21 protein-coding genes are annotated in these 24,287 nt (G+C 70.1%); 12 read left to right on the top strand and 9 right to left on the bottom strand.

Features of this window, described 5'->3' with window-relative positions; genetic code table 11:
• The first annotated feature begins 43 nt into the window (after positions 1-43).
• Positions 44-1,009, top strand: coding sequence for a GTPase Era (era, locus tag AB0D53_RS14235; RefSeq protein WP_329821083.1), 966 nt, complete (start codon positions 44-46; stop codon positions 1,007-1,009).
• 38 nt (positions 1,010-1,047) lie between these two features.
• Here era and AB0D53_RS14230 read toward each other — a convergent pair whose 3' ends face one another.
• Both AB0D53_RS14230 and AB0D53_RS14225 read right to left on the bottom strand, forming a co-directional pair.
• On the bottom strand, positions 1,048-1,314 hold the full coding sequence (locus AB0D53_RS14230) for a protealysin inhibitor emfourin (RefSeq protein WP_266733137.1): 267 nt from the start codon (positions 1,312-1,314) through the stop codon (positions 1,048-1,050).
• A 31-nt stretch (positions 1,315-1,345) separates the two neighbouring features.
• Positions 1,346-2,422: a M4 family metallopeptidase gene (locus tag AB0D53_RS14225; RefSeq protein WP_362445023.1), complete on the bottom strand. Its 1,077-nt coding sequence runs from the start codon at positions 2,420-2,422 to the stop codon at positions 1,346-1,348.
• 294 nt (positions 2,423-2,716) lie between these two features.
• Between AB0D53_RS14225 and leuA the strand changes: the two genes are divergently transcribed.
• The 4 genes from leuA to AB0D53_RS14205 all read left to right on the top strand — a co-directional run bounded on the left by leuA (position 2,717) and on the right by AB0D53_RS14205 (position 7,040).
• On the top strand, positions 2,717-4,504 hold the full coding sequence (gene leuA / locus AB0D53_RS14220; RefSeq protein ID WP_362445020.1) for a 2-isopropylmalate synthase: 1,788 nt from the start codon (positions 2,717-2,719) through the stop codon (positions 4,502-4,504).
• A 207-nt stretch (positions 4,505-4,711) separates the two neighbouring features.
• Positions 4,712-5,389: a TerB family tellurite resistance protein gene (locus AB0D53_RS14215; protein ID WP_362445629.1), complete on the top strand. Its 678-nt coding sequence runs from the start codon at positions 4,712-4,714 to the stop codon at positions 5,387-5,389.
• 47 nt (positions 5,390-5,436) lie between these two features.
• Positions 5,437-6,183 carry a DNA repair protein RecO gene (gene recO / locus AB0D53_RS14210; protein ID WP_362445017.1) on the top strand — a complete coding sequence of 249 codons (747 nt, stop codon included), beginning with the start codon at positions 5,437-5,439 and terminating at the stop codon, positions 6,181-6,183.
• Positions 6,184-6,218: 35 nt separating this feature from the next.
• Positions 6,219-7,040 (top strand): isoprenyl transferase, encoded by an 822-nt coding sequence (locus tag AB0D53_RS14205; RefSeq protein WP_362445014.1) that lies wholly within the window; start codon positions 6,219-6,221, stop codon positions 7,038-7,040.
• Between the two features lie 33 nt (positions 7,041-7,073).
• Here AB0D53_RS14205 and AB0D53_RS14200 read toward each other — a convergent pair whose 3' ends face one another.
• The 4 genes from AB0D53_RS14200 to AB0D53_RS14185 all read right to left on the bottom strand — a co-directional run bounded on the left by AB0D53_RS14200 (position 7,074) and on the right by AB0D53_RS14185 (position 10,244).
• Positions 7,074-7,508: a Fur family transcriptional regulator gene (locus AB0D53_RS14200; protein ID WP_362445011.1), complete on the bottom strand. Its 435-nt coding sequence runs from the start codon at positions 7,506-7,508 to the stop codon at positions 7,074-7,076.
• 65 nt (positions 7,509-7,573) lie between these two features.
• Positions 7,574-8,467: a metal ABC transporter permease gene (locus AB0D53_RS14195; RefSeq protein WP_329821088.1), complete on the bottom strand. Its 894-nt coding sequence runs from the start codon at positions 8,465-8,467 to the stop codon at positions 7,574-7,576.
• 2 nt (positions 8,468-8,469) lie between these two features.
• Positions 8,470-9,252 carry a metal ABC transporter ATP-binding protein gene (locus AB0D53_RS14190; RefSeq protein ID WP_362445007.1) on the bottom strand — a complete coding sequence of 261 codons (783 nt, stop codon included), beginning with the start codon at positions 9,250-9,252 and terminating at the stop codon, positions 8,470-8,472.
• Positions 9,253-9,290: 38 nt separating this feature from the next.
• Entirely contained in the window at positions 9,291-10,244 is a 954-nt protein-coding gene (locus AB0D53_RS14185; protein WP_362445004.1) for a metal ABC transporter substrate-binding protein, read from the bottom strand.
• Positions 10,245-10,451: 207 nt separating this feature from the next.
• On the opposite strand from AB0D53_RS14185, the gene AB0D53_RS14180 reads away from it, so the two are divergent.
• Positions 10,452-11,834: a glycine--tRNA ligase gene (locus AB0D53_RS14180; protein ID WP_362445001.1), complete on the top strand. Its 1,383-nt coding sequence runs from the start codon at positions 10,452-10,454 to the stop codon at positions 11,832-11,834.
• 252 nt (positions 11,835-12,086) lie between these two features.
• Entirely contained in the window at positions 12,087-12,323 is a 237-nt protein-coding gene (locus AB0D53_RS14175) for a DUF6243 family protein (RefSeq protein WP_362444998.1), read from the top strand.
• Positions 12,324-12,401: 78 nt separating this feature from the next.
• On the opposite strand, the gene AB0D53_RS14170 is transcribed toward AB0D53_RS14175, so the two are convergent.
• Positions 12,402-13,883 (bottom strand): MFS transporter, encoded by a 1,482-nt coding sequence (locus tag AB0D53_RS14170; RefSeq protein ID WP_362444995.1) that lies wholly within the window; start codon positions 13,881-13,883, stop codon positions 12,402-12,404.
• Positions 13,884-13,981: 98 nt separating this feature from the next.
• Between AB0D53_RS14170 and AB0D53_RS14165 the strand changes: the two genes are divergently transcribed.
• Positions 13,982-14,890, top strand: coding sequence for a helix-turn-helix domain-containing protein (locus AB0D53_RS14165; RefSeq protein ID WP_362445626.1), 909 nt, complete (start codon positions 13,982-13,984; stop codon positions 14,888-14,890).
• On the opposite strand, the gene AB0D53_RS14160 is transcribed toward AB0D53_RS14165, so the two are convergent.
• The gene (locus AB0D53_RS14160) at positions 14,863-16,347 is read right to left on the bottom strand and encodes an MFS transporter (protein WP_362444992.1); all 1,485 of its coding nucleotides are present in this window, start codon (positions 16,345-16,347) and stop codon (positions 14,863-14,865) included. The genes AB0D53_RS14165 and AB0D53_RS14160 overlap by 28 nt on opposite strands.
• A gap of 70 nt (positions 16,348-16,417) precedes the next feature.
• Here AB0D53_RS14160 and dusB point away from each other — a divergent pair, with 70 nt between their 5' ends.
• The 4 genes from dusB (at position 16,418) to AB0D53_RS14140 (ending at position 23,064) form a co-directional block, all read left to right on the top strand.
• Positions 16,418-17,566, top strand: a complete 1,149-nt coding sequence (gene dusB, locus AB0D53_RS14155; RefSeq protein ID WP_362444988.1) for a tRNA dihydrouridine synthase DusB — start codon at positions 16,418-16,420, stop codon at positions 17,564-17,566.
• 638 nt (positions 17,567-18,204) lie between these two features.
• A complete protein-coding gene (ppdK, locus tag AB0D53_RS14150; RefSeq protein WP_362444985.1) occupies positions 18,205-20,952 on the top strand; it encodes a pyruvate, phosphate dikinase in 2,748 nt (915 codons plus the stop codon).
• A 516-nt stretch (positions 20,953-21,468) separates the two neighbouring features.
• The gene (locus tag AB0D53_RS14145; protein WP_362444982.1) at positions 21,469-22,443 is read left to right on the top strand and encodes a helix-turn-helix domain-containing protein; all 975 of its coding nucleotides are present in this window, start codon (positions 21,469-21,471) and stop codon (positions 22,441-22,443) included.
• 216 nt (positions 22,444-22,659) lie between these two features.
• Positions 22,660-23,064 (top strand): VOC family protein, encoded by a 405-nt coding sequence (locus tag AB0D53_RS14140; RefSeq protein ID WP_329821098.1) that lies wholly within the window; start codon positions 22,660-22,662, stop codon positions 23,062-23,064.
• A 228-nt stretch (positions 23,065-23,292) separates the two neighbouring features.
• On the opposite strand, the gene AB0D53_RS14135 is transcribed toward AB0D53_RS14140, so the two are convergent.
• Entirely contained in the window at positions 23,293-24,222 is a 930-nt protein-coding gene (locus AB0D53_RS14135) for an oxidoreductase (RefSeq protein WP_362444978.1), read from the bottom strand.
• Between the last annotated feature and the right edge of the window lie 65 nt (positions 24,223-24,287).

Raw genomic sequence — 24,287 nt, 5'->3', positions numbered from 1 at the left:
CCTTGGTGCGGCGAGGCCGCCGGGATCGGGGACAATGGGCGCCATGAGCGTTCGACCTGACACAGAAGCCGCTGCGCGGCAGGCCGCGGGCAAGGACCCCCACCGGGCCGGTTTCGCCTGCTTCGTGGGCCGCCCCAACGCGGGCAAGTCCACCCTCACGAACGCTCTGGTCGGCCAGAAGGTGGCGATCACCTCCAACCGGCCGCAGACCACCCGGCACACCGTGCGCGGCATCGTGCACCGCGACGACGCGCAGCTGATCCTGGTCGACACGCCCGGCCTCCACAAGCCGCGCACCCTGCTCGGCGAGCGGCTCAACGACGTGGTGCGGACCACCTGGGCCGAGGTCGACGTCATCGGCTTCTGCCTGCCCGCCGACCAGAAGCTCGGCCCCGGCGACAAGTACATCGTCAAGGAACTCGCGGGCATCAAGAAGACCCCGAAGATCGCCATCATCACCAAGACCGACCTGGTCGACTCCAAGCAGCTCGCCGAACAGCTGCTCGCCGTCTCCCGCCTCGGCGAGGAGCTCGGCTTCGAGTGGGCGGAGATCATCCCGGTCTCCGCGGTCAAGGACACCCAGGTCGGCCTGCTCGGCGACCTGATCGCCCCGCTGCTCCCCGAGAGCCCGCCGCTCTACCCGGAGGGCGACCTCACCGACGAGCCCGAGATGGTCATGGTCGCGGAGCTGATCCGCGAGGCCGCGCTCGAAGGCGTGCGGGACGAGCTGCCGCACTCCATCGCGGTCGTCGTCGAGGAGATGCTGCCCCGCGAGGGCCGCCCGGCGGACAAGCCGCTGCTCGACATCCACGCCAACGTCTACATCGAGCGGCCCAGCCAGAAGGGCATCATCATCGGCCCGAAGGGCAAGCGGCTGAAGGACGTCGGCACGAAGTCCCGCAAGCACATCGAGGCGCTGCTCGGCACACCGGTCTTCCTGGACCTCCATGTGAAGGTCGCCAAGGACTGGCAGCGCGACCCGAAGCAGCTGCGCAAGCTGGGATTCTGAGGCGGTTCGCGAGGGCCCGGGTCACCGGGCGGCAGGTCTCACGCGCCCTCCTTCAGGACACGTGAGACCAGGGCCCGCTGGGCGTCGGTCAGCCTCGGGTCGGCGCAGTGGACCGTCCGGTCGCCGACCGTGATCCGGTACCGGAAGCCGTCCGGCACCCCCTTGGGCGGGGTGTCGTGGCCCGCGGCCAGCGCCGACTCGGCCAGTGCCTCCCACTCCGGGGCGTCGTCCCGCCCGGCGGTGTCGACCTCGCTGTGGCGTGCGATACCGGCGAAGCCGCCGGTCCTGCTGACCTGAATCCGCATGCGATGTCCTCCAACGCCGGGCGTCCGGGTTCTAAGCGGTCGGTACGCCCACTTCCGACCATGCCTTCAGGACGGCCTCGGTCTCGTCGCCCTCGCCGAAGCGGCTGCGGGCAGCGGCGACCGTCAGCCGGGCGAAGGACGCGAAGTCCGCGTCCACGGCCAGTTGACCACCTGTGAGCACATCGAACCAGAGCTGCCCGGCACGCTCCCAAGCATTGCCGCCGAGCGCCGTCGCCAGCAGATAGAACGCGCGGTTCGGGATGCCGGAGTTGAGGTGCACCCCACCGTTGTCCTCGCTGGTGTGGATGTAGTCCTCCATCGACGCGGGCTGCGGGTCCTTGCCCAGCACGTCGTCGTCGTAGGCCGTGCCAGGCGCCTTCATCGAGCGCAGCGCGACACCCTGGACGCCCGGCGCCAGCAGGCCGGCGCCGATCAGCCAGTCCGCCTGGTCGGCGCTCTGGCCCAGCGTGTACTGCTTCACCAGGGAGCCGAAGACGTCGGACATGGATTCGTTGAGCGCGCCGGACTGGCCGTAGTAGCTCAGATTGGCGGTGTACTGGGTCAGGCCGTGGGTCAGCTCGTGGCCGATCACGTCGATGGAGACGGTGAAGTCCAGGAAGACCACGCCGTCCCCGTCGCCGAAGACCATCTGCTCGCCGTCGAAGAAGGCGTTGTTGTACTTCTTGTCGTAGTGCACGGAACCGATCAGCGGCAGTCCGTTGCCGTCGATCGAACGGCGGCCGTACACCTTGAGCAGCAGTTCGAAGGTGGCGCCGAGCCCCGCGTACGCGCGGTTGACGCTCGCGTCCTGCGTCGGATCCTGGCCCTCGGCGCGGACCTTGGTGCCCGGCAGGTGGGTGCCGTGGCGGCAGTCGTAGAGCGTCCGGTCGGGCTTGTCGGAGGCTTCCCCCGCGGTCGCGGGGGCGACGGGCACGGTGACGACCGTGGCCATCTGGCGGCGGGTGCGGCGGGCCGCGTCGCTCTCCAGGGTGCGACGGGAGGGACCGGCGAGATCGGGGTTGTCGGACTGCGACAGCTTGTCGAGGACGTGGGGCGGCACGATCGTGCAGAAGACGGGGTGGAACCCGTGCGGTGACTGAGGCTGCATACCCCCGACTGTGGCATTGGGTAACGATGATGTCACTGGTTGCGATCAGGATTGACGAAATGGAGTGATCGGTCACTGTTGGGCGTTTCCTGCTCCCGGTCCCGCATACTGATACGGGACCGACGTATCAGGCGCCCCTCGGATAGTCTCTTCGCATCATGCGTTTCGGGCTGCTTCTTCTTAGCTGCCGCGGCGAGGGCCTGTAGTCGTAGGCCGACCCCCTCCCCGCGGAGTCTTGTGTTGCAGCGACACAGTCGGCCGTCCCACTGGTTGGACCCCGAGGAGCCCTACGCCATGACTGCCGTAAATCCCGCTCAGAACCGCGCCGAGTCCGCCGTCGGCCGTCCGACGCCGATCACCAACGCGACTCGGCTGCAGAAGCCGTCCGGGATGCCGATCCACAAGTACGGCACCTACGACGCCGTCGACATCCCCGACCGCACCTGGCCGGACCAGCGGATCACGGTCGCGCCCCGCTGGCTCTCCACCGACCTGCGCGACGGCAACCAGGCCCTGATCGACCCGATGTCACCGGCGCGCAAGCGCGAGATGTTCGATCTGCTCGTACGCATGGGCTACAAGGAGATCGAGGTCGGCTTCCCGTCCTCCGGCGAGACCGACTTCGCCTTCGTCCGTTCCATCATCGAAGAGGGCGCGATCCCCGAGGACGTGACGATCTCCGTCCTGACGCAGGCCCGCGAGGACCTGATCGAGCGGACCGTGGAGTCCCTCGTCGGCGCCCACCGCGCCACCGTCCACCTGTACAACGCGACGGCGCCCACCTTCCGCCGGGTCGTCTTCCGCGGCTCCAAGGACGACATCAAGCAGATCGCCGTGGACGGCACGCGACTGGTCATGGAGTACGCGGAGAAGCTGCTGGGCCCGGAGACGACCTTCGGTTACCAGTACAGCCCCGAGATCTTCACCGACACCGAGCTGGACTTCGCCCTGGAGGTCTGCGAGGCGGTCTGCGACGTCTGGCAGCCGGAGGAGGGCCGCGAGATCATCCTCAATCTGCCCGCCACCGTGGAGCGTTCGACGCCGTCCACGCACGCGGACCGGTTCGAGTGGATGTCGCGCCATCTGTCGCGCCGCGAGTTCGTCTGCCTGTCGGTCCACCCGCACAACGACCGCGGCACCGCCGTCGCCGCCGCCGAGCTGGCCATCATGGCCGGTGCCGACCGGATCGAGGGCTGCCTGTTCGGCCAGGGCGAGCGCACCGGCAACGTCGACCTGGTCACCCTGGGCATGAACCTGTTCTCGCAGGGTGTCGACCCGCAGATCGACTTCTCGCAGATCGACGAGATCCGCCGCACCAGCGAGTACTGCAACCAGATGGAGGTCCACCCGCGCCACCCCTACGCGGGCGACCTGGTCTACACCGCCTTCTCCGGCTCCCACCAGGACGCCATCAAGAAGGGCTTCGACGCGATGGAGGCCGACGCGGCCGCCCAGGGCAGGACCGTCGACGACATCGAGTGGGCCGTGCCGTACCTGCCGATCGACCCGAAGGACGTCGGCCGCAGCTACGAGGCCGTCATCCGGGTCAACTCCCAGTCCGGCAAGGGCGGAATCGCCTACGTCCTGAAGAACGACCACAAGCTGGACCTGCCGCGCCGGATGCAGATCGAATTCTCCCGGATCATTCAGGCCAAGACGGATGCCGAGGGCGGCGAGGTCACCCCGACGCAGATCTGGTCCACGTTCCGCGACGAGTACCTGCCCAACCCGGAGAACGCCTGGGGCCGCGTACAGCTGCGCACCGGCCAGACGACGACCGGCTCCGACGGCCAGGACACGATCACCGTCGAGGCGACCGTGGACGGCGCGGACACCGTGCTGACCGGCACCGGCAACGGACCGATCTCCGCGTTCTTCGAAGCGCTGCAGGCCATCGGTATCGACGCCCGTCTGCTGGACTACACCGAGCACACCATGAGCGAGGGCGCCAGCTCCCAGGCCGCCTCGTACATCGAGTGCGCGATCGACGGAAAGGTCCTGTGGGGCATCGGCATCGACGCCAACACCACCCGGGCCTCGCTGAAGGCGGTCGTCTCCGCCGTCAACCGCTCCAGCCGCTGATCCGGCGCCCGCGAGGGCGTCGATCCGCACGGCCGAGGACCCCGTCCACCCGCATCCGGGGGGCGGGGTTCGGCCATCTCCGGAGGGTTGTGACGAGCGAGGTGCTGACGCCACATCACGACTGTGGTTAACATCACGTCCACACGGCAATGTTGCCGGAGCGTTACGGAGGTGTGCGACGTGCGGTCAGCCCTGGGACAACGCGCCATGAAGCTGCGTATCTGCGGCATCCGCACCATCTGGGACCCCGTGGGCGACGGCGAGTTCTTCTGCCCCGGCTGCGGCGGCGACCGCAACTACCGCCGGCTCACCGGCCGTCGGCGCTTCGCGGTGCTCGGCGTGCCGATGCTGGCGCGCGGCACGGTGGGCCCGGTCGTCGAATGCGCCGCCTGCCGCGAGCACTTCGGCACCGACGCGCTCGACCACCCCACCACCACCCGGCTCTCCGCCATGCTCCGGGACGCCGTCCACACCGTCACGCTCGGCGTCCTCGCGGCCGGCGGCACCACCTCCCGCACGGTGCTGGAGACCGCGGCCGCCATCGTGCGCGGCGCCGGATTCGACGACTGCACCGAGGAGCAGCTCTGCACCGTCGTCGAGGTGCTCGCCGCGGACACCGGCGACGGCTCCGCCTTCGGCCCCGCGGCCGAGGCCTGCGGAGCGGCCCTCGCCATCGAACTGCACGAGGCGCTGGAACCCCTCGCCCCGCATCTGGCCCCCGCCGGACGTGAATCGATTCTGCTCCAGGGCGCCCGGATCGCGCTCGCCGACGGCCCGTACGGACAGGCGGAGCGCGAGGTGCTGACCACGGTCGGCGGCGCGCTGCAGCTCTGCGCCCAGGACACGGCCCGGCTGCTCGCCGAGGCGGCGCGCACCCCCTCCTGACCGCCCCGGAGGGCCGGTGAGCCGGCTCCGTACCGGACAATGGTCGTATGAGCTTGTTCCGGGACGACGGCGTGGTGCTGCGCACGCAGAAGCTGGGCGAGGCCGACCGGATCATCACGATCCTGACCCGCGGCCACGGCCGGGTCCGCGCCGTCGCGCGCGGGGTGCGGCGCACGAAGTCCAAGTTCGGGGCGCGGCTGGAACCGTTCTCCCACGTCGACGTGCAGTTCTTCGCCCGCGGCAGCGAACTGATCGGCCGCGGACTGCCGCTCTGCACCCAGAGCGAGACGATCGCCCCGTACGGCGGCGGAATCGTCACCGACTACGCCCGCTACACCGCCGGCACCGCGATGCTGGAGACCGCCGAGCGGTTCACCGACCACGAGGGCGAGCCCGCGGTCCAGCAGTACCTGCTGCTCGTCGGCGGGCTGCGCACCCTCGCCCGCGGCGAACACGAGCCGCACCTCATCCTCGACGCGTTCCTGCTGCGCTCGCTCGCCGTCAACGGCTACGCACCCAGCTTCGAGGACTGCGCCAGGTGCGGAATGCCCGGACCGAACCGGTTCTTCTCCGTGGCGGCGGGCGGTGTCGTGTGCGGCGACTGCCGGGTGCCCGGCAGCGTCGTACCCTCGGCTGAGGCCGTCGCCCTGCTGAGCGCGCTGCTCAGCGGCGACTGGGAGACGGCGGACGCGTGCGAGGCGCGTCATGTCAGGGAGGGGAGCGGACTGGTGTCCGCCTATCTGCACTGGCATCTGGAGCGCGGGCTGCGCTCACTGCGGTACGTAGAGAAGTGACTCAGGCAGATCAGGCACAGGGAGCGAGACAGTTCATGGCAGTACGCGGGATGCTCGGCGGCCGTAACCGGCGCGACTACAAGACCCCGGAGCCGCACCCCTCCGGTGCCACGCCCCCGAAGATCCCCGGCGAGCTGGTGCCCAAGCACGTGGCCGTCGTGATGGACGGCAACGGCCGCTGGGCCAAGGAGCGCGGCCTCCCGCGCACCGAGGGCCACAAGGTCGGCGAGGGCGTCGTCATGGACGTGCTCAAGGGCTGCATCGAGATGGGCGTCAAGAACCTCTCGCTGTACGCGTTCTCCACCGAGAACTGGAAGCGGTCCCCGGAGGAGGTGAAGTTCCTGATGAACTTCAACCGGGACGTCATCCGCCGCCGCCGCGACGAGATGGACGAGCTGGGCATCCGCATCCGCTGGGTGGGCCGCATGCCCAAGCTGTGGAAGTCCGTGGTCCAGGAGCTCCAGGTCGCCCAGGAGCAGACCAAGGACAACGACAGGATGACGCTGTACTTCTGCGTCAACTACGGCGGCCGGGCCGAGATCGCCGACGCCGCGCAGCGCATCGCCGAGGACGTCGCGGCCGGGAGGCTGGACCCGTCCAAGGTCAACGAGAAGACCTTCGCGAAGTACATCTACTACCCGGACATGCCGGACGTCGACCTCTTCGTCCGCCCCAGCGGGGAGCAGCGCACGTCCAACTACCTGATCTGGCAGAGCGCCTACGCCGAGATGGTCTTCCAGGACGTGCTCTGGCCGGACTTCGACCGCCGCGACCTGTGGCGGGCCTGCCTGGAGTTCGCCCAGCGGGACCGGCGTTTCGGCGGTGCGGTGGAGGCGGAGCAGAAGCCGAAGGGCTGAGCGAGGGGGTCCGGGGGCGGCGCCCCCGGACCCTCACTTCTTCGCCTGGGCGCACTCCGCGCAGGTACCGAAGATCTCCACCGTGTGGGCCACGTTCACATAGCCGTGCTGGGTGGCGATGGTCTCCGCCCACTGCTCCACCGCGGGGCCCTCGACCTCCACGGCCTTGCCGCACATCCGGCACACCAGGTGATGGTGGTGCTCCCCGGTCGAGCAGCGCCGGTACACGGACTCACCGTCCGTGGTGCGCAGCACGTCGACCTCGCCGGCGTCGGCGAGGGACTGGAGGGTGCGGTAGACGGTGGTCAGCCCGACCGAGTCGCCGCGGTGCTTGAGCACGTCGTGCAGCTCCTGGGCGCTGCGGAACTCGTCCACCTCGTCGAGCGCCGCCGCCACCGCCGCCCGTTGCCGGGTCGACCGGCCGCGTACCGGGGCCGCGTTCGTTCCACTGATCGGCGCCGTCGCCACAGCAGCCTCCTCGTGTCGCCCGTACCTGTGTCGGGCCATTGTGCCAGCCCGTCCCGGCGCCACGGTCAAACCCGGAGCTCGTCCGGGGCCGGACGGGAGGCCGGTACCTCCAGGGTGCACTCCTCGGACGCCGCTTCGCTCCGTCGGGCGCGGCTCCTGGCCAGCGGGGTCGCCAGCAGCGTCAGCGCGACGAAGACCGCGATGGCCAGCAGAACGATGGTCGCGCCGGGCGGGACGTCCTGGTAGTACGAGGTGACGGTGCCGGCCAGGGTGACCGCCGTGCCGATGACGACCGACAGCACGAATGTCACCCGGAAGGACCTGGAGATCTGCTGCGCGGCCGCGACCGGCACCACCATCAGCGCACTGACCAGCAGCAGCCCGACGACCCGCATCGCGACGGTGACGGTCACCGCTGCCGTCACGGCGACCAGCAGATTCAGCGCCCGCACCGGCAGTCCGGTGACCCGGGCGAACTCCTCGTCCTGGCTGACCGCGAACAGCTGGCGGCGCAGCCCCAGCGTCACCAGCAGCACGAAGGCGGCCAGCAGGCAGATCGAGGTGATGTCCTCGGAGGAGACCGTGGACAGCGAGCCGAAGAGGTACGAGGTGAGGTTGGCGTTGGAGCCGGTGTCGGAGAGGTTGATCAGCAGCACACCGCCTGCCATGCCGCCGTAGAACAGCATGGCCAGCGCGATGTCGCCGCGGGTGCGTCCGTACCAGCGGATCAGCTCCATCACGACGGCACCGGCGACGGCGACCGCGGTGGCCATCCAGACGGGGCTGGTGGAGAGCAGGAAGCCGAGCCCGACGCCGGTCATCGCGATGTGGCCGATGCCGTCGCCCATCAGGGCCTGGCGGCGCTGGACGAGGTAGATGCCGACGGCGGGGGCGATGACGCCGACGAGAACGGCGGCGAGCAGGGCACGCTGCATGAAGGGAGGGTTGAGGAATTCCATGATCAGCTCAGCAGTCCCGTCCGGACGGGCTCGGTGGCCGCGTGGGGGTGTACATGGTCGTGTCCGGGCAGGGCGTGCTGGCCCAGCGCCTTCGGCGGCGGCCCGTCGTGCATCACACAGCCGTCGCGCAGCACGATCGCGCGGTCGATCAGCGGCTCCAGCGGGCCGAGCTCGTGCAGCACCAGCAGCACCGTGGTGCCGGCCGCGACCTGCTCGCGCAGGGTCGCGGCGAGGATCTCCTGGCTGGCCAGGTCGACGCCGGCCATCGGCTCGTCCATGATCAGCAGCTCGGGTTCGGCGGCCAGCGCGCGGGCGATCAGCACCCGCTGGTGCTGTCCGCCGGAGAGCGCGTCCACCGGGTCCTTGGCGCGGTCGGCGAGGCCGACGAGTTCGACGGCCCGGTCGACGGCGGCCCGGTCGGCCTTGCGGAGCAGGCCCAGCCTGGTGCGGGACAGCCGCCCGGAGGTGACGACCTCGCGGATCGTGGCGGGGACCCCGCCGGCCGCCGTGGTCCGCTGGGGCACGTAGCCGATCCGTGCCCAGCTGCGGAAGCGGCGCAGCGGGGTGCCGAACAGCTCGACGGAGCCGCCGGTGAGCGGGACCTGACCGATGACGGAGCGTACGGCGGTCGACTTGCCCGAGCCGTTGGCGCCGAGCAGGGCGGCGACCTCGCCGCGATGGACGGTCAGGTCGATGCCCCGCAGCACCGGCCGTGCTCCGAGCGTGGCCGTGGCGCCCCGCAGGGCTATCACGGGTTCGGTCGTGGTGCTCCCGGTCTCGGGCATGAGCGCCTCCGATGCTGCTGTGACGGGTGGTTCGGGGGTCACTTCGCGCCGAGCGCCTTCTGCAGGGCGGCGAGGTTGGACCGCATGACCTCGATGTAGTCGCCGCCCCGGGACTTGGCCGTGATTCCTTCGAGCGGGTCCAGGACGTCGGTCTTCAGGCCGGTGTCCTTGGCGACGGTCCTCGCGGTCCTGTCGCTGGCGAGCGTCTCGAAGAATACGGTGGTGACCTTGTTCTTCTCCGCGATGGTGTGGATCTCGCTGATCCGGGCGGGGCTGGGCTCGGCCTCGGGGTCGACGCCGGCGATGCCCTCCTGGGTGAGGCCGTAGCGCTCGGCGAGGTACCCGAAGGCGGAGTGGGTGGTGATGAACGTCTTGGTGGAGGTGTTCTTCAGCCCGTTCACGTACGCCGTGTTCAGGCCGTCGAGCTTGGTGACCAGCGCGTCCGTGTTCTTCCGGTAGTCCGCGGCGTGGCCGGGGTCGGCCTTCTCCAGGGACGCGCCCACGCCCTTGGCGACCTCGGCGTACTTCACCGGGTCCAGCCAGATGTGCGGGTCGGCCCCGGCCTCGTCGCCGTGGTGCTCGTGGCCGTGCTCGTCGGCGCCGGTCTCGGTGCCGTGGTCCTCCAGCGTGGTGAGCTTCGCGGCGTCGGTGACGTGCTTCGCGCCGGACTGTGCGATGGCGTCGTCCACGGCGGGCTGGATGCCCTTGAGGTAGAGGACGAAGCCGGCGTCGGTGAGCCCGCCGATCTGCCGCGGGCTGAGCTCCAGGTCGTGCGGCTCCTGGCCCGGCTTGGTCAGCGTGGTGACCGAGACGTGCTTCCCGCCTATCTGCTCGGCCAGGAACTGCATCGGATAGAACGAGGCCACCACGTCCAGTTTGTCGCCGTTCTTGTGGTCCGCGGCGTCCGAGGAGGAGCAGGCGGTGAGGGCGGTGAGGCCGAGGGCGACTGCTCCGGCGACGGCGGCGGTGGGTATGAGGCGGCTTACGTTCATGACAGTCATTTTCAACAAAATTGGAAACGATTGTCAACAAGGCTGATGAGATGACTTTGCGGCCGACCGTGCCGGTACCGATTTGATCCAGGGGCCGTGCCCGCCGGTAATCTGAAGCATTCGCCCGCCCGTATCCCGACCATCACCCCCCACGCAGGCGCTTTGCGCCACCCCTGTCCAAATTTCGTCGTAAATGAAGAGAGCACCGTGGCCGCCGACAAGATCGACTCCATCGTCAGCCTGAGCAAGCGCCGTGGCTTCGTCTACCCGTGCAGTGAGATCTACGGAGGCCAGAAGGCCGCCTGGGACTACGGGCCGCTGGGCGTCGAGATGAAGGAGAACCTCAAGCGCCAGTGGTGGCGCTACATGGTCACCTCGCGCGAGGACGTGGTCGGTCTCGACTCGTCGGTCATCCTCGCCCCCGAGGTCTGGTCCGCCTCCGGCCACGTCGCCACGTTCACCGACCCGCTGACCGAGTGCACCTCCTGCCACAAGCGCTTCCGCGCCGACCACCTGGAGGAGGCGTACGAGGAGAAGCACGGCCACGCGCCCGCGAACGGCCTGACCGAGCTCAACTGCCCCAACTGCGGCAACAAGGGCACCTTCACCGAGCCCAAGCAGTTCTCGGGCCTGCTCTCCACCCACCTCGGCCCGACCCAGGACTCCGGCTCGGTCGCCTACCTGCGTCCCGAGACCGCGCAGGGCATCTTCACCAACTTCGGCCAGGTGCTGCAGACCTCGCGCAAGAAGCCGCCGTTCGGCATCGCCCAGATGGGCAAGTCCTTCCGGAACGAGATCACTCCGGGCAACTTCATCTTCCGCACCCGCGAGTTCGAGCAGATGGAGATGGAGTTCTTCGTCAAGCCGGGCGAGGACGAGGAGTGGCAGCAGTACTGGATGGACCAGCGCTGGAACTGGTACACGGAGCTCGGCATGCGCGAGGAGAACATGCGCTGGTTCGAGCACCCGGCGGAGAAGCTCTCCCACTACTCCAAGCGCACCGCCGACATCGAGTACCGCTTCCGCTTCGGCGGCAGCGAGTGGGGTGAGCTGGAGGGCGTCGCCAACCGCACGGACTACGACCTCAAGGCGCACTCCAAGGCCTCGGGCACCGACCTGGTCTTCTTCGACCAGGAGGCCGGCGAGCGCTGGACCCCGTACGTCATCGAGCCGGCGGCCGGTGTCGGCCGGGCGATGCTCGCCTTCCTCCTCGACGCCTACATCGAGGACGAGGCGCCCAACGCCAAGGGCGTCATGGAGAAGCGCACCGTGATGCGTCTCGACCCGCGCCTCGCGCCGGTCAAGGTCGCCGTCCTGCCGCTGTCCCGCAACCCGCAGCTGTCGCCGAAGGCCAAGGGCCTCGCGGCCGACCTCCGGAAGAACTGGAACATCGAGTTCGACGACGCGGGCGCCATCGGCCGCCGCTACCGCCGTCAGGACGAGATCGGTACGCCGTTCTGCGTCACCGTCGACTTCGACACCCTCGACGACAACGCGGTGACCGTGCGCGAGCGCGACACCATGAAGCAGGAGCGCGTCTCCCTGGACCAGATCCAGACCTACCTCGGCGCCCGCCTGCTGGGCTGCTGACGTACCGCTCGCGCTGACGAGGCCCCCGGTTCCCGGCGCGGAACCGGGGGCCTCCTCGCACGCCGGGCGGCCGGGTGCGGGGGCCGGACCCGAAATCGGGTGCGGGGGCCGACCGGGGCGGGGTACGGTTCCGGCATGTATTCGTTCTTCCAGATCTACGAGTGAGCGCGCGGCGGGTCCGACCATCCGCCGCCCACCGGACCGATCCAGGTCGCTTCAGACCTCACTTCGCACTACGAACGGGAGAACGCCGTGGCCAAGAGCCGTAACAACCTTCTCGGTGTGGGCGGACAGCGCAAGAAGCTGTCCCGCGCCGATCAGCAGGGCGTGGGCGCCGCCCGCACCACCGACCGCAAGGCGGCCGCCGACCAGAAGCAGGAGCTGCTGCGCAAGATGCGTGAGCGCGCGCAGTCCGGCACCGCCTCCCAGGCGGCCCCGGCGGACGGCGCCGCGGACGCGCCCGAGCAGGACGCCCCGGCGGAGAGCTGACGCCTCCTCGCCACCCGTACGACCGTGGGCCCGGATCACCCCGTGATCCGGGCCCACGCCCTTGTCCGCGCCCCGTGTTCACGCCACCCGGCGCGGCAGCCGCAGACTCAGCAGTGTCGTCAGCGCCACCGCGGCCAGCTGCACCAGCAGCGTCACGGCCAGCGCGTCCCGCATGCCCGCGCCCGGGACCAGCGAGAGGAACAGCGTGCCGAGCGTGGCCACCCCCAGGGCCAGCGCGGCCTGCTGAGTCGTCGTCATCACCCCGCCGCCCACCCCGGCACGCGCGGCCGGTACGTCGGAGAGCACGATCCGGAACAGGACGGGCAGCTGGAGCCCCTGCCCGAACCCCGCGACCGCCACCCCCGGCAGCAGCCCCAGCGCCCCGAGACCGGACCACTCCCGCCACACGGTGAGCGTCAGCACCAGCACCCCCACCGCCTGGATCAGCCCGCCTGCCGTCACGACCCGGCTGCCGTACCGCAGGACCAGCCGCGGACCGGCCAGCGACGCCACGAAGAACGCCGCCGCCATCGGCGCCAGCGACAGACCCGCCGCGGCCGGGCCCAGCTCCAGCCCCTGTTGCAGGGACACCGCGATGACGAACATGAAGCCCCCGAAGCCGATCGAGAACGGCACCACCAGCGCCAGCCCGCGGCGCAGCGACTCCAGCCGCAGGAGGCTCGGCGGCACCAGCGGGGTCAGCCCGAGCCGGTCGGCCCGCCGCTCGACCCGGTAGAAGGCGTACGCGGCGAACGGGAACAGGGCCAGCGATATCCAGGTCCACACCGGCCAGCCCGCGGCGCGTCCCTCCGTCAGCGGGGCGAGCAGCGTCACCAGCGACACGGCCAGCAGCAGCGTGCCCGGTACGTCGACCGGCGCCGGTCGCTCCGAGCGCGTCTCCGGCACGACACGGGCGGCCAGCACCAGCCCCACCGCCGCCACCGGAACGTTCACCAGGAACACCGAACGCCAGCCCGCGCTCTCGCCGAACACCGACGACAGCGGCGCCGCAGCCACCAGGACACCGCCGAGGATCTGCCCCGCGACCATGGAGAGCCCGGCCGTCGCCCCGTACAGGCCCATCGCGCGGGCCCGACGCTCTCCCGAGGTGGCCGCCTGGATGGTGGCGAGCACCTGCGGCAGCATCAGCGCGGCCGCCGCGCCCTGCGCCACCCGCGCCCCCACGAGCGTCCAGGCGTCCGGGGCGAGCCCGCAGGCGAGCGAGGTGATACCGAAGGCGGCGATGCCCAGCAGGAAGAGCCGACGGCGCCCGGCCATGTCACCGAGCCGGCCGCCGAGGACGAGCAGCACGGCGTAGGCGAGGCCGTAGCCCGCGACGACCAGTTCGAGCAGCGCGGGACCCGCGTCCAGATCGTGGTCGATCGTCGGCAGGGCGACATTGACGATGAAGAAGTCGATGAGCGGCAGCGCCGCACCGAGCAGCACGGTGAACAGCCCGAGCCTGCCGAGCACCGGAGCGGGGTGGTCGTGCCGCACCACGGCGTCGACGGTGGCGGTCGCTTGCGTCCGAACAGTTGATTCACTCACGCCATCGAGCATCACCGCGGCCCCAGCCTGGTACCAGAGTGTCTTTATCCTGGTACAAGGAGCACCTGGCAGAGCGCCCGGCGGCTCGGCAGGCTGGAGGCATGGCGACGATGGCGAGCGAACTGCCCGAGGTACGCGTGGTGCCCGGGGTCCCGCCGGCTCCGAGGCGGCGGGACCCCTCCGAGCCGGACGTCCGGCGGCAGGAACTCGCGGGCTTCCTGCGCAGCCGCCGCGAGCGGATCACCCCCGAACAGGCCGGCCTGCCCCGGGGCCGCCGCCGGCGCACCCCCGGCCTGCGCCGCGAGGAGGTCGCCCAGCTCTCCGCCGTGGGCGTCACCTGGTACACCTGGCTGGAACAGGCCCGCGACATCCAGGTCTCGCCCCAGGTGCTCGACGCCCTGGCCCGGGCCCTGCTGCTCGACCGCAGCGAACGCGGCCACCTCTTCTCGCTCGCCGGTGCCGTCGACCCGTCACCGGGCGCGGACTGCCCGAGCGTGACCCCCGCGCTGCGCGAGATGCTGCGGCAGCTGGACCCGATCCCGGCCTGCGTCCAGAACAGCCGTTACGACATCCTCGCGTACAACCGGACGTACGGCAGGCTGCTCTGCGACCTGGACGCCGTCGCCCCGGAGGACCGCAACTGCATGATCCTCGCCTACACCAACGCGCAGTGGCGCTCCGCCGTCGTCGACCTCCCCGAGGTGAACCGGCTGATGGCCGCCAAGTTCCGCCGGGCGATGGCCGAGCATCTGGCCGAGCCCGCCTGGAAGGCGCTCCTCGGGCGGCTGGAGGAGACCTCCGCGGAGTTCCGGGAGATCTGGGCCCGGCACGAGGTGGTGGGCGCGGGCGGCCGGACCAAGATCTTCCGCAACGCCCACGTCGGGCTGCTCCGCCTCGAACACACCGATCTCTGGCTGGGTCCGTCGAGCGGGCCGCGCATGGTGACGTACGCCCCCGCCGACGAGGAGACCAGGGAGCGCCTGGAGCGCCTTCAGGCCCTGGAGCCCGCCGACGTCTGATCCCCGGACGGGGCGTCCGCCGGCCGTTCCAGCCGCTCGGCGGTCCGGCGCGCCGTCTCCCGCGCCCACCGCCCGCTCGTCAGCGCCCCCACCAGCAGGACGCACAGCCCGCACCCGCCGAGGATCCACCAGGCGGGCGTGCTCGCGTCCACGAAGGCCGTCGCGTACGCCGCGCCGCGCGGTGCCCCGGCCCCGGCGACCCCCGCCGCCAGTACCGCGCCGATCACGGCGACCCCGAGCGTTCCGCCGATCTGCCGGCTGGTCGAGGCGACCGCGGCCGCCACCCCGGCCTGCGAGCGCGGCATCCCGGAGACGGCCGTATTGGTGATCGGCGCGTTCACCATGCCGAAGCCGAGGCCGAACAGGACATAGCCGGTGAACAGCAGGACGTTGTCGGTCTCCGCGTCGAACACGGCGAACAGCAGCCCGCACGCCGTCATGGCCACGCCCGCCACGAGCAGCGGCAGCCGCGGCCCCCGGCTGCCGACGAGCCGCCCGGACAGCGGCGCGCAGACAAAGGTCAGGGCCGCCATCGGCAGCATGTACAGACCGGCGTGCAGCGCGCTCAGCCCGCGCACGTTCTGCAGGTAGAGGGTGTTGAGGAAGAGGAATCCGCTCAGCGCGGCGAAGGCGCAGACCGCTATGACGGTGGCCCCGCTGAACGGGGCGCTGCGGAAGAAACGCAGATCGATCAGGGGTTCGGCACGCCGGGGCTCGTACAGCAGCAGCCCGATCAGGGAGCACACGGCGAGCGCGGCGAACAGCAGGATCCGCGGCGAGTCCCAGCCCTGGGAGGGCGCCTCGATGATCGCGTACGTCAGCGAACCGAGCAGCCCGATCACCAGCAACTGCCCCACCGGGTCGGGGCGGCGCGGCTTCGGGGCGCGGGACTCGGGGACGTACCGCCAGGTGAGCAGGAGCGCGGCGAGACCGACCGGCAGATTGATCCAGAAGATCGACCGCCAGCCGACCGAGTCCACCAGCAGCCCGCCGATCACCGGGCCCGCCGCCATGGAGATGCCGACGACGCCGCCCCACACCCCGATGGCGCGGGCCCGCTCGCGCGGGTCGGTGAAGGTGTTGGTGATGATCGACATCGCGACGGGGTTGAGCATCGAGCCGCCCACCGCCTGCACCATCCGGAACACCACCAGCGACTCCAGGTTCGGCGCGACGGAGCAGAGCAGCGAACCGAGGGTGAACAGGACGAGCCCGGTCTTGAAGACCTTGCGGCGCCCGATCCGGTCGGCGGCGGAGCCCGCGAGCATCAGCAGCGAGGCCAGGACGAGGGTGTAGGCGTCGATCGTCCACTGCATTCCGGCGACGGTGGCGTGCAGTTCCTTCTGCATGGAGGGCAGGGCGACGTTGAGCACGGTGTTGTCGAGACTGACGATCAGCAGGCTCATGCAGCAGATCGCCAGTACCAACTGCCGCCGACGGTGACTCAGCTCGGGCATACATGGATAGTACGGTTAACTAACGAACTCCGCTGCCGGAGGGCCCGGCCCGGTACGCGACAATGGAGCAATGACCACGCTCGCCCCCTCCCTCCCGTTGCTCCGGATCGGCCCGCACACGGTGCAGCCGCCGGTGGTGCTCGCCCCCATGGCCGGCATCACCAACGCCCCCTTCCGCACCCTGTGCCGGGAGTTCTCCGGCGGCAAGGGGCTGTTCGTCAGCGAGATGATCACCACGCGGGCGCTGGTCGAGCGCAACGAGAAGACCATGCAGCTGATCCACTTCGACGCGAGCGAGACCCCGCGCTCGATCCAGCTCTACGGGGTGGACCCGGTCACCGTCGGCAAGGCCGTCCGCATGATCGTCGACGAGGACCTCGCCGACCACATCGATCTGAACTTCGGCTGCCCGGTTCCCAAGGTGACCCGCAAGGGCGGCGGCTCGGCGCTCCCGTACAAGCGGCCGCTGCTGCGCGCGATCCTCAACCAGGCGGTCTCCAACGCGGGCGACCTGCCGGTCACCATCAAGGTGCGCAAGGGCATCGACGACGACCACATGACCTACCTGGACGCGGGCCGGATCGCAGTCGAGGAGGGTGTCACGGCCGTCGCCCTGCACGGCAGGACGGCCGCCCAGCACTACGGCGGCACCGCCGACTGGGATGCCATCGCCCGCCTCAAGGAACACGTCCCGGAGATCCCCGTGCTCGGCAACGGCGACATCTGGTGCGCGGACGACGCCCGCCGGATGATGCGCGAGACCGGCTGCGACGGCGTGGTCGTGGGCCGTGGCTGTCTGGGCCGTCCCTGGCTCTTCGGTGACCTGGTGAGCGAGTTCGAGGGCACGGGGGCGCGGCAGGCGCCGGGGCTCCGGCAGGTCGCCGACGTGATGCTGCGGCACGCGACGCTGCTGGGGGAGTGGATCGGCGACGAGACGCGCGGGGTGATCGACTTCCGCAAGCACGTCGCCTGGTACCTCAAGGGCTTCGCGGTCGGCTCGGAGATGCGCAAGAAGCTCGCGATCACCTCGTCGCTGGAGGAGCTCGGCGGGCAGTTGCAGGAGCTGGACCTGGACCAGCCGTGGCCGGACGGCGCGGACGGGCCGCGCGGGCGCACCTCGGGCAACAACCGCGTGGTGCTGCCGGACGGCTGGCTGAAGGACCCGTACGACTGCGCGGGCGTGAGCCCGGACGCGGAGCTGGACACCTCGGGCGGCTGAGCGCCGGCCGGAGGTCGGCCGGCAGGCTCTGAGACGGTCCGCCCGGTCTTCCATCCAGGGCTTTCATGGGCACGCGGCGCCATAGGCACCGCGTGCCTCCTCTTTTGGCTCGCTCATTTGAGCGCCGCATTCGGCTGGAATCGACGAGGATTCGGTCAGAGGTGGCTCGAACGAGTCGTAATCGGGCCTCGCGCAGCGTGCCCTCGCCGCCCTGGTCGCACTTCGGTGATCAAGGCGTGACGGGCGGTTGCCGATCAGGCGTCCGGATGGTGACATCTGAGCATCGTCCGCGGAGTGATTCTCGCCACCCTGAGAGTGAGCATGCTCAGATGAGCGCAATTTTGAGGACTTGACTTCTCAAATGATGGCACTCGGTGCCAAGGGTCTCCAGTTTGATCGATCGACGCCTCCGTTGCGGAGTGTCGCCGGATCGCCGAAATCTCGCACCCCTGAGTGATTATGTGTTCAAGAGGTGAATGCATGGCTCCGATCGGGCGACGGACGGCGTCACTTTCGATCTGCTGGCGGACGGGTGGTTGAGACCTCATGACGCGCAAGTGGACGTACCCAGACACCTTCGATCTGGGTATGTTCCTCGCCGTCAGGGCAGCCACCGCGTCCTCGAGGAGTCGAGACCCGTGTCGGAAAACAAAGATCCCCACGTAACCACCCCGGAATCCCGGGAGTCCGCGGGCGAGAAGTTCGTTTATGACTTCACCGAGGGCAACAAGGATCTGAAGGACCTCCTCGGCGGCAAGGGTGCGAACCTCGCCGAGATGACCAACCTCGGGCTCCCCGTCCCTCCGGGATTCACCATCACCACCGAGGCGTGCAAGGTCTACCTCGGGAGCGGCGAGGAGCCGGCCGCGCTGCGTGCCGAGGTCAGCGCGCACCTCGACGCCCTTGAGGCGCGGATGGGCAAGAAGCTCGGCCAGGCCGACGACCCGCTGCTGGTCTCCGTCCGCTCCGGCGCGAAGTTCTCGATGCCCGGGATGATGGACACGGTCCTCAACATCGGCCTCTCCGACGAGTCCGTGGTGGGTCTCACCGCGCAGGCCGGCGACGAGCGGTTCGCCTGGGACTCCTACCGCCGCCTCATCCAGATGTTCGGCAAGACCGTCCTCGGTGTCGACGGCGACCTCTTCGAGGAGGCGCTGGAGGCGGCGAAGGAGGCCAAGGGCGTCACCGTCGACGTCGACCTCGACGCGGCCGATCTGAAGAAGCTGGTCAAGCAGTTCAAGAAGATCGTCGCCAGGGACGCCGGACGCGACTTCCCGCAGGACCCGCGTGAGCAGATGGACCTGGCCATAAAGGCCGTCTTCGACTCGTGGAACACCGACCGGGCCAAGCTCTACCGCCGCCAGGAGCGCATCCCCGGCGACCTGGGCACGGCCGTCAACGTCTGCTCGATGGTCTTCGGCAACCTCGGCCCCGACTCGGGTACGGGGGTCGCGTTCACCCGCGACCCGGCCAGCGGCCACCAGGGCGTCTACGGCGACTACCTGCAGAACGCGCAGGGCGAGGACGTCGTCGCCGGTATCCGCAACACCGTGCCGCTCGCCGAGCTGGAGTCGATCGACAAGAAGTCGTACGACCAGCTGATGCAGATCATGAAGACGCTGGAGACCCACTACAAGGATCTCTGCGACATCGAGTTCACCATCGAGCGCGGCCAGCTGTGGATGCTCCAGACCCGGGTCGGCAAGCGCACCGCCGGTGCCGCGTTCCGTATCGCGACCCAGCTCGTCGACCAGGGGCTCATCGACGAGGCCGAGGCGCTCCAGCGGGTCAACGGCGCACAGCTGGCGCAGCTGATGTTCCCGCGCTTCGACGACGAGGCGAGGACCGAGCTGCTGGGCCGCGGCATCGCCGCGTCCCCGGGTGCGGCGGTCGGCAAGGCCGTCTTCGACTCGTACACCGCGGTCAAGTGGTCCCGCTCCGGCGAGAAGGTCATCCTGATCCGCCGCGAGACCAACCCCGACGACCTCGACGGCATGATCGCGGCCGAGGGCATCCTGACCTCGCGCGGCGGCAAGACCTCGCACGCCGCCGTCGTCGCCCGCGGCATGGGCAAGACCTGTGTCTGCGGCGCCGAGGACCTGGAGGTCGACACCAAGCGGCGCCGGATGACGGTGGGCGGCCGGGTCATCGAGGAGGGCGACGTCGTCTCCATCGACGGCTCCACCGGCAAGGTGTACCTCGGTGAGGTCCCCGTCGTGCCGTCCCCGGTCGTCGAGTACTTCGAGGGCCGGATGCACGCGGGTGCCGACGACGCCGACGAGCTGGTCGCCGCCGTGCACCGGATCATGGCGTACGCGGACCGGGTGCGCCGGCTCCGGGTGCGGGCCAACGCCGACAACGCCGAGGACGCGCTGCGGGCCCGCCGCTTCGGCGCCCAGGGCATCGGTCTGTGCCGCACCGAGCACATGTTCCTCGGCGAGCGCCGCGAGATGGTCGAGAAGCTGATCCTCGCGGACACCGACACCGAGCGCGAGACCGCGCTGGAGGAACTGCTCCCGCTCCAGAAGGCCGACTTCATCGAGCTGTTCGAGGCGATGGACGGACTGCCCGTGACCGTACGGCTGCTCGACCCGCCGCTGCACGAGTTCCTGCCCGACATCACCGAGCTCTCGGTGCGGGTCGCACTCGCCGAGTCCCGCAAGGACGCCAACGAGAACGACCTGCGCCTGCTCCAGGCCGTGCACAAGCTGCACGAGCAGAACCCGATGCTCGGCCTGCGCGGGGTCCGTCTCGGTCTCGTCATCCCCGGACTGTTCGCCATGCAGGTACGGGCGATCGCCGAGGCCGCGGCCGAGCGCAAGAACGCCAAGGGCGACCCGCGCGCCGAGATCATGATTCCGCTCGTCGGCACGGTCCAGGAGCTGGAGATCGTCCGCGAGGAGGCCGACCAGGTCATCGCCGAGGTCGAGGCCGCCACCGGCACCCGGCTGAAGCTCACCATCGGCACGATGATCGAGCTGCCGCGCGCCGCCCTGACCGCGGGCCAGATCGCCGAGGCCGCGCAGTTCTTCTCCTTCGGCACGAACGACCTGACACAGACCGTGTGGGGCTTCTCCCGCGACGACGTGGAGGCCTCGTTCTTCACCGCGTACCTGGAGAAGGGCATCTTCGGGGTGTCGCCGTTCGAGACGATCGACAAGGACGGCGTCGGCTCGCTGGTCCGCAGCGCCGTCGCGGCCGGCCGGGCCACCCGCCCGGACCTGAAGCTCGGCATCTGCGGTGAGCACGGCGGAGACCCGGAGTCGGTGCACTTCTTCCACGAGGTGGGCCTGGACTACGTGTCCTGCTCCCCGTTCCGCATCCCCGTGGCCCGGCTCGAAGCGGGCCGGGCGGCGGCGGGTTCGAGCGGCAGCGACAGCCGCTGACCCGGCACCGAATCCCCTGACTCCGCTTCCGGAGCCGCCGTCGGCCCCTCACCACCCTCACCGGCTCGACGGCGGCTCCGGAACACTCCAGGACGGCGGCACCCTGTGCGGGGGTGCCGCCGTCCCGTTTCGTTCTGGGGAAATCTCTGTTCGGCGTTGTTCCTTTTTCTTCGCGCGTTAGACAGGGTTCGTTCAATAAGACGGGGTTCGTTCAATAAGAAAAGAAATGGGCCGGGATGCGGTCCATGGATCCCCATCCATGGACCGCACCCGGGTTACCCCCATCGGGCGCGGTGCCGCACCGTCGTCCACCGCCGCCGGGCGCGCGAAACCCCCCACGGCCTTCACTCGCCCTTCCGGTGGCGCCGGAATCGTGCCCGACGTCGTACAGCTTTTCGGGTGAGGACGGGTGGGGGCGAGGCGTTTCACCTCTGGCCGAAACCCCGTGGTGACGTGCTGTTACGGATCACCTACCCTGGGGTGGGGGTAATTGCAGGTGCAACAGGTGGGGGACCGGTGCTGCGTATCCATATGTCCGGAGTGGACCTTTCCAAGGTGCGGATGGCCACCCGGCCGGACGCGCTGTGGGAAACCGCTCTGAGTTTCCACCGGCTGCGGGACCGGCGCGGTTCCGCGGTGTTCGGGAAATGGCGTACGGAAACCCGGCGTCGGTTGAATGGTGAAGTACGCCTGCTGTCCGCGCTGATTCCCTCGCGCGGCTATTTCCCGGATTTTCTGACGCCTTCTCAGGAAAGCGGCGAGCCGTACGGCATCGACGCGGGAATGGAGGCATTGCGCGGCACCCCGCCCGGCCGGGTCCTCGCCGAACTCACCCTGCTCGCCGCCGAACGCCGTGATCCGGTCCGCTCGCCGGACATCCGCGCCGAATCCCTCGGCCGCCTCGCCGACGCCCTGCGCGGCTATCACCGCGCCGCCATCGAGCCGTACTGGCCGCACATCCGGGCCAGCGTCGAGGCCGACCGCGCGGTCCGCGGCCGCGCCCTGCTGGACGGCGGCGCGGACGAACTGCTCGCCTCCCTCCCGCCGATGATCCGCTGGCGGGCCCCCGTGCTGGAGGCGGACTACCCCGTCGACCGGGACGTCCGTCTGGACGGCCGGGGGCTGCTGCTCCAGCCGTCCTTCTTCTGCCGCGTCACCCCCGTCGTCTACCGTGACCCCGAGCTGCCGCCGGTCCTCGTCTATCCGGTCACCCACTCCCGCGCCCCGGTCTTCGCCGAACCCGGGCCCTGGCTCGGCCGGCTCCTCGGCAGCACCCGCTCGACGGTCCTGAGCGCCATAGGGAACGGCTGTACGACCAGCGAGCTCGCACTCCGGGCCGGAGTGTCCCTCGCCTCGGCGAGCCAGCACGCCTGTGTGCTGCGCGAGGCAGGCCTGATCCACACCCTGCGTCACGGCGGCTCGGTACTGCACACGCTGACCCCTCTCGGCGGATCGCTGCTCCGGGGCGGCGCACCGCTCGCCATGTCCTGAGCGAGGCGGGCGACAGGCGGGCGCCGGACGTGACGCCACCCGGACGTGACGACACCCGGACGTGACGGCACCCGGACGTGACGGCACCCGGGCGGATGCGACGGCAGGCGGACGGGCTCCCGAGCGGCGAAAGTTTTTTCGAGGACGGCGATGAGTTCCGTGATGCCCCGCCGTCTACCTGTCGTACACGTTCGAACAAGAGAGAGCGAAGCGGCCATGCCTCAGATGATCTTCGTCAACCTGCCGGTCAAGGACCTCGAAGCGACCAAGGCCTTCTTCGGGAAGCTGGGCTTCTCGTGCAACCCGCAGTTCACCGACGAGAACACCGCGTGTCTGGTCATCAGCGACAGCATCTTCGCGATGCTTCTCACCGAGCCGCGCTTCAAGGAGTTCACCAAGAAGGAGATCGCCGACGCCTCGAAGTCCACCGAGGTGATCCTCGCCCTGAGCGCCGAGAGCCGGGAGAAGGTCGACGAGCTGGTCGACACCGCCCTCGCCTCCGGCGGATCGCCGGCCAACGAGACGGTGGACTACGGCCACATGTACGGCCGTTCCTTCCAGGACCCGAACAACCACATCTGGGAGGTCATGTGGATGGACCCGGCGGTCGTCGAGGGCTGAGGGCTGCCGCGTCATCCCTGGCGGGCGTGCGACGACAGCCACTTCCCCAGGCTCTCGGCCGCGCTGGAGCAGGGGAGGCCCGACTCCCGTCGCGTTGTCGGAACGCCCGAACGCATTCGGTATTCGGGCGTCCGTCCGCCTTGCGACGCACCGCGTCCGACGCCGCACGCCGATCCACCAGGGGCTACGGGACAGCCCTAGGGGCCGCTCGTTCGGACCAGGCCGGGCTCAGGGGGCGAGGTCCGGATACGTCACCCCCGTGAGCTGCTCGGACGCCACCCAGAGCCGCTCGCTCGTCACATCGTCGCGCGTCCAGCCCGTCCGCCAGGACGGGGCGGGCGCACCGCGCCAGCCCAGCGGCCCCGGCCCGGTGAACGAGTCGGGGCGCACGCCGGGTGCGGTGGCCGCGTACAGCGTGGGCAGCGCACCGGCCGAAGCGGACTGGGCGACGATCCGGTTGCCCAGCTCGAAGAACCGCTCCACCGCCCGGCGGTTCTCCATCCGGGCGGCGGCGGACTGGAGGTTGGTCGCCGCGTACCCCGGGTGCGCGGCGGCGGCCACCAGCCGGGAACCGGCCCTCGTGAGCCGTCGCGCCAGCTCGTGGACGAAGAGCAGATTCGCGCTCTTCGAGCGCCCGTAGGCGATCCAACGACGGTAGTTCCGCTCGCTGTTGAGATCCCCCATGTCGAGGTCGGACAGCGCGTGCATCCCGCTGGAGACGGTCACCACCCGCGACCCGGGGGTGTCGAGGAGCCGGGGGAGCAGCAGCCCGGTCAGGGCGAAGTGGCCCAGGTGGTTGATGCCGAACTGCCTCTCGAAGCCGTCGGCCGTCGTCCCGTACGGGAGGGCCATCACGCCCGCGTTGTTGATCAGCAGATCGAGCCGGGCGGGCGCGTGGGTCCCGGCGAACTCGCGCACCGAGCCCAGATCGGCCAGATCGAGCGGTACGAACGCCACGTCCGCACCGGTCACGGCCCTGCGTATGCGGGACTCGGCCTCCCTGCCGCGCGTCTCGTCACGGCAGGCGAGCAGGACCCTCGCCCCGTGCCGGGCCAGTTCCCGCGCGGTGTGCAGACCGATGCCGCTGTTGGCTCCGGTGACCACGGCCGTACGGCCCCTCTGGTCCGGGATGTCGTTCGCGTTCCAGCCGTGGCTCATGGGCCCAGCGTACGGCGGCTCCGGAACCTCAGGTTTGGCTCAATCCGATGGACTGTGCATGGATC

It is taken from the genome of Streptomyces sp. NPDC048295, assembly GCF_040652135.1.
Taxonomy (GTDB): Bacteria; Actinomycetota; Actinomycetes; order Streptomycetales; family Streptomycetaceae; genus Streptomyces.
This window is presented reverse-complemented; position numbering and strand designations above follow the sequence as displayed.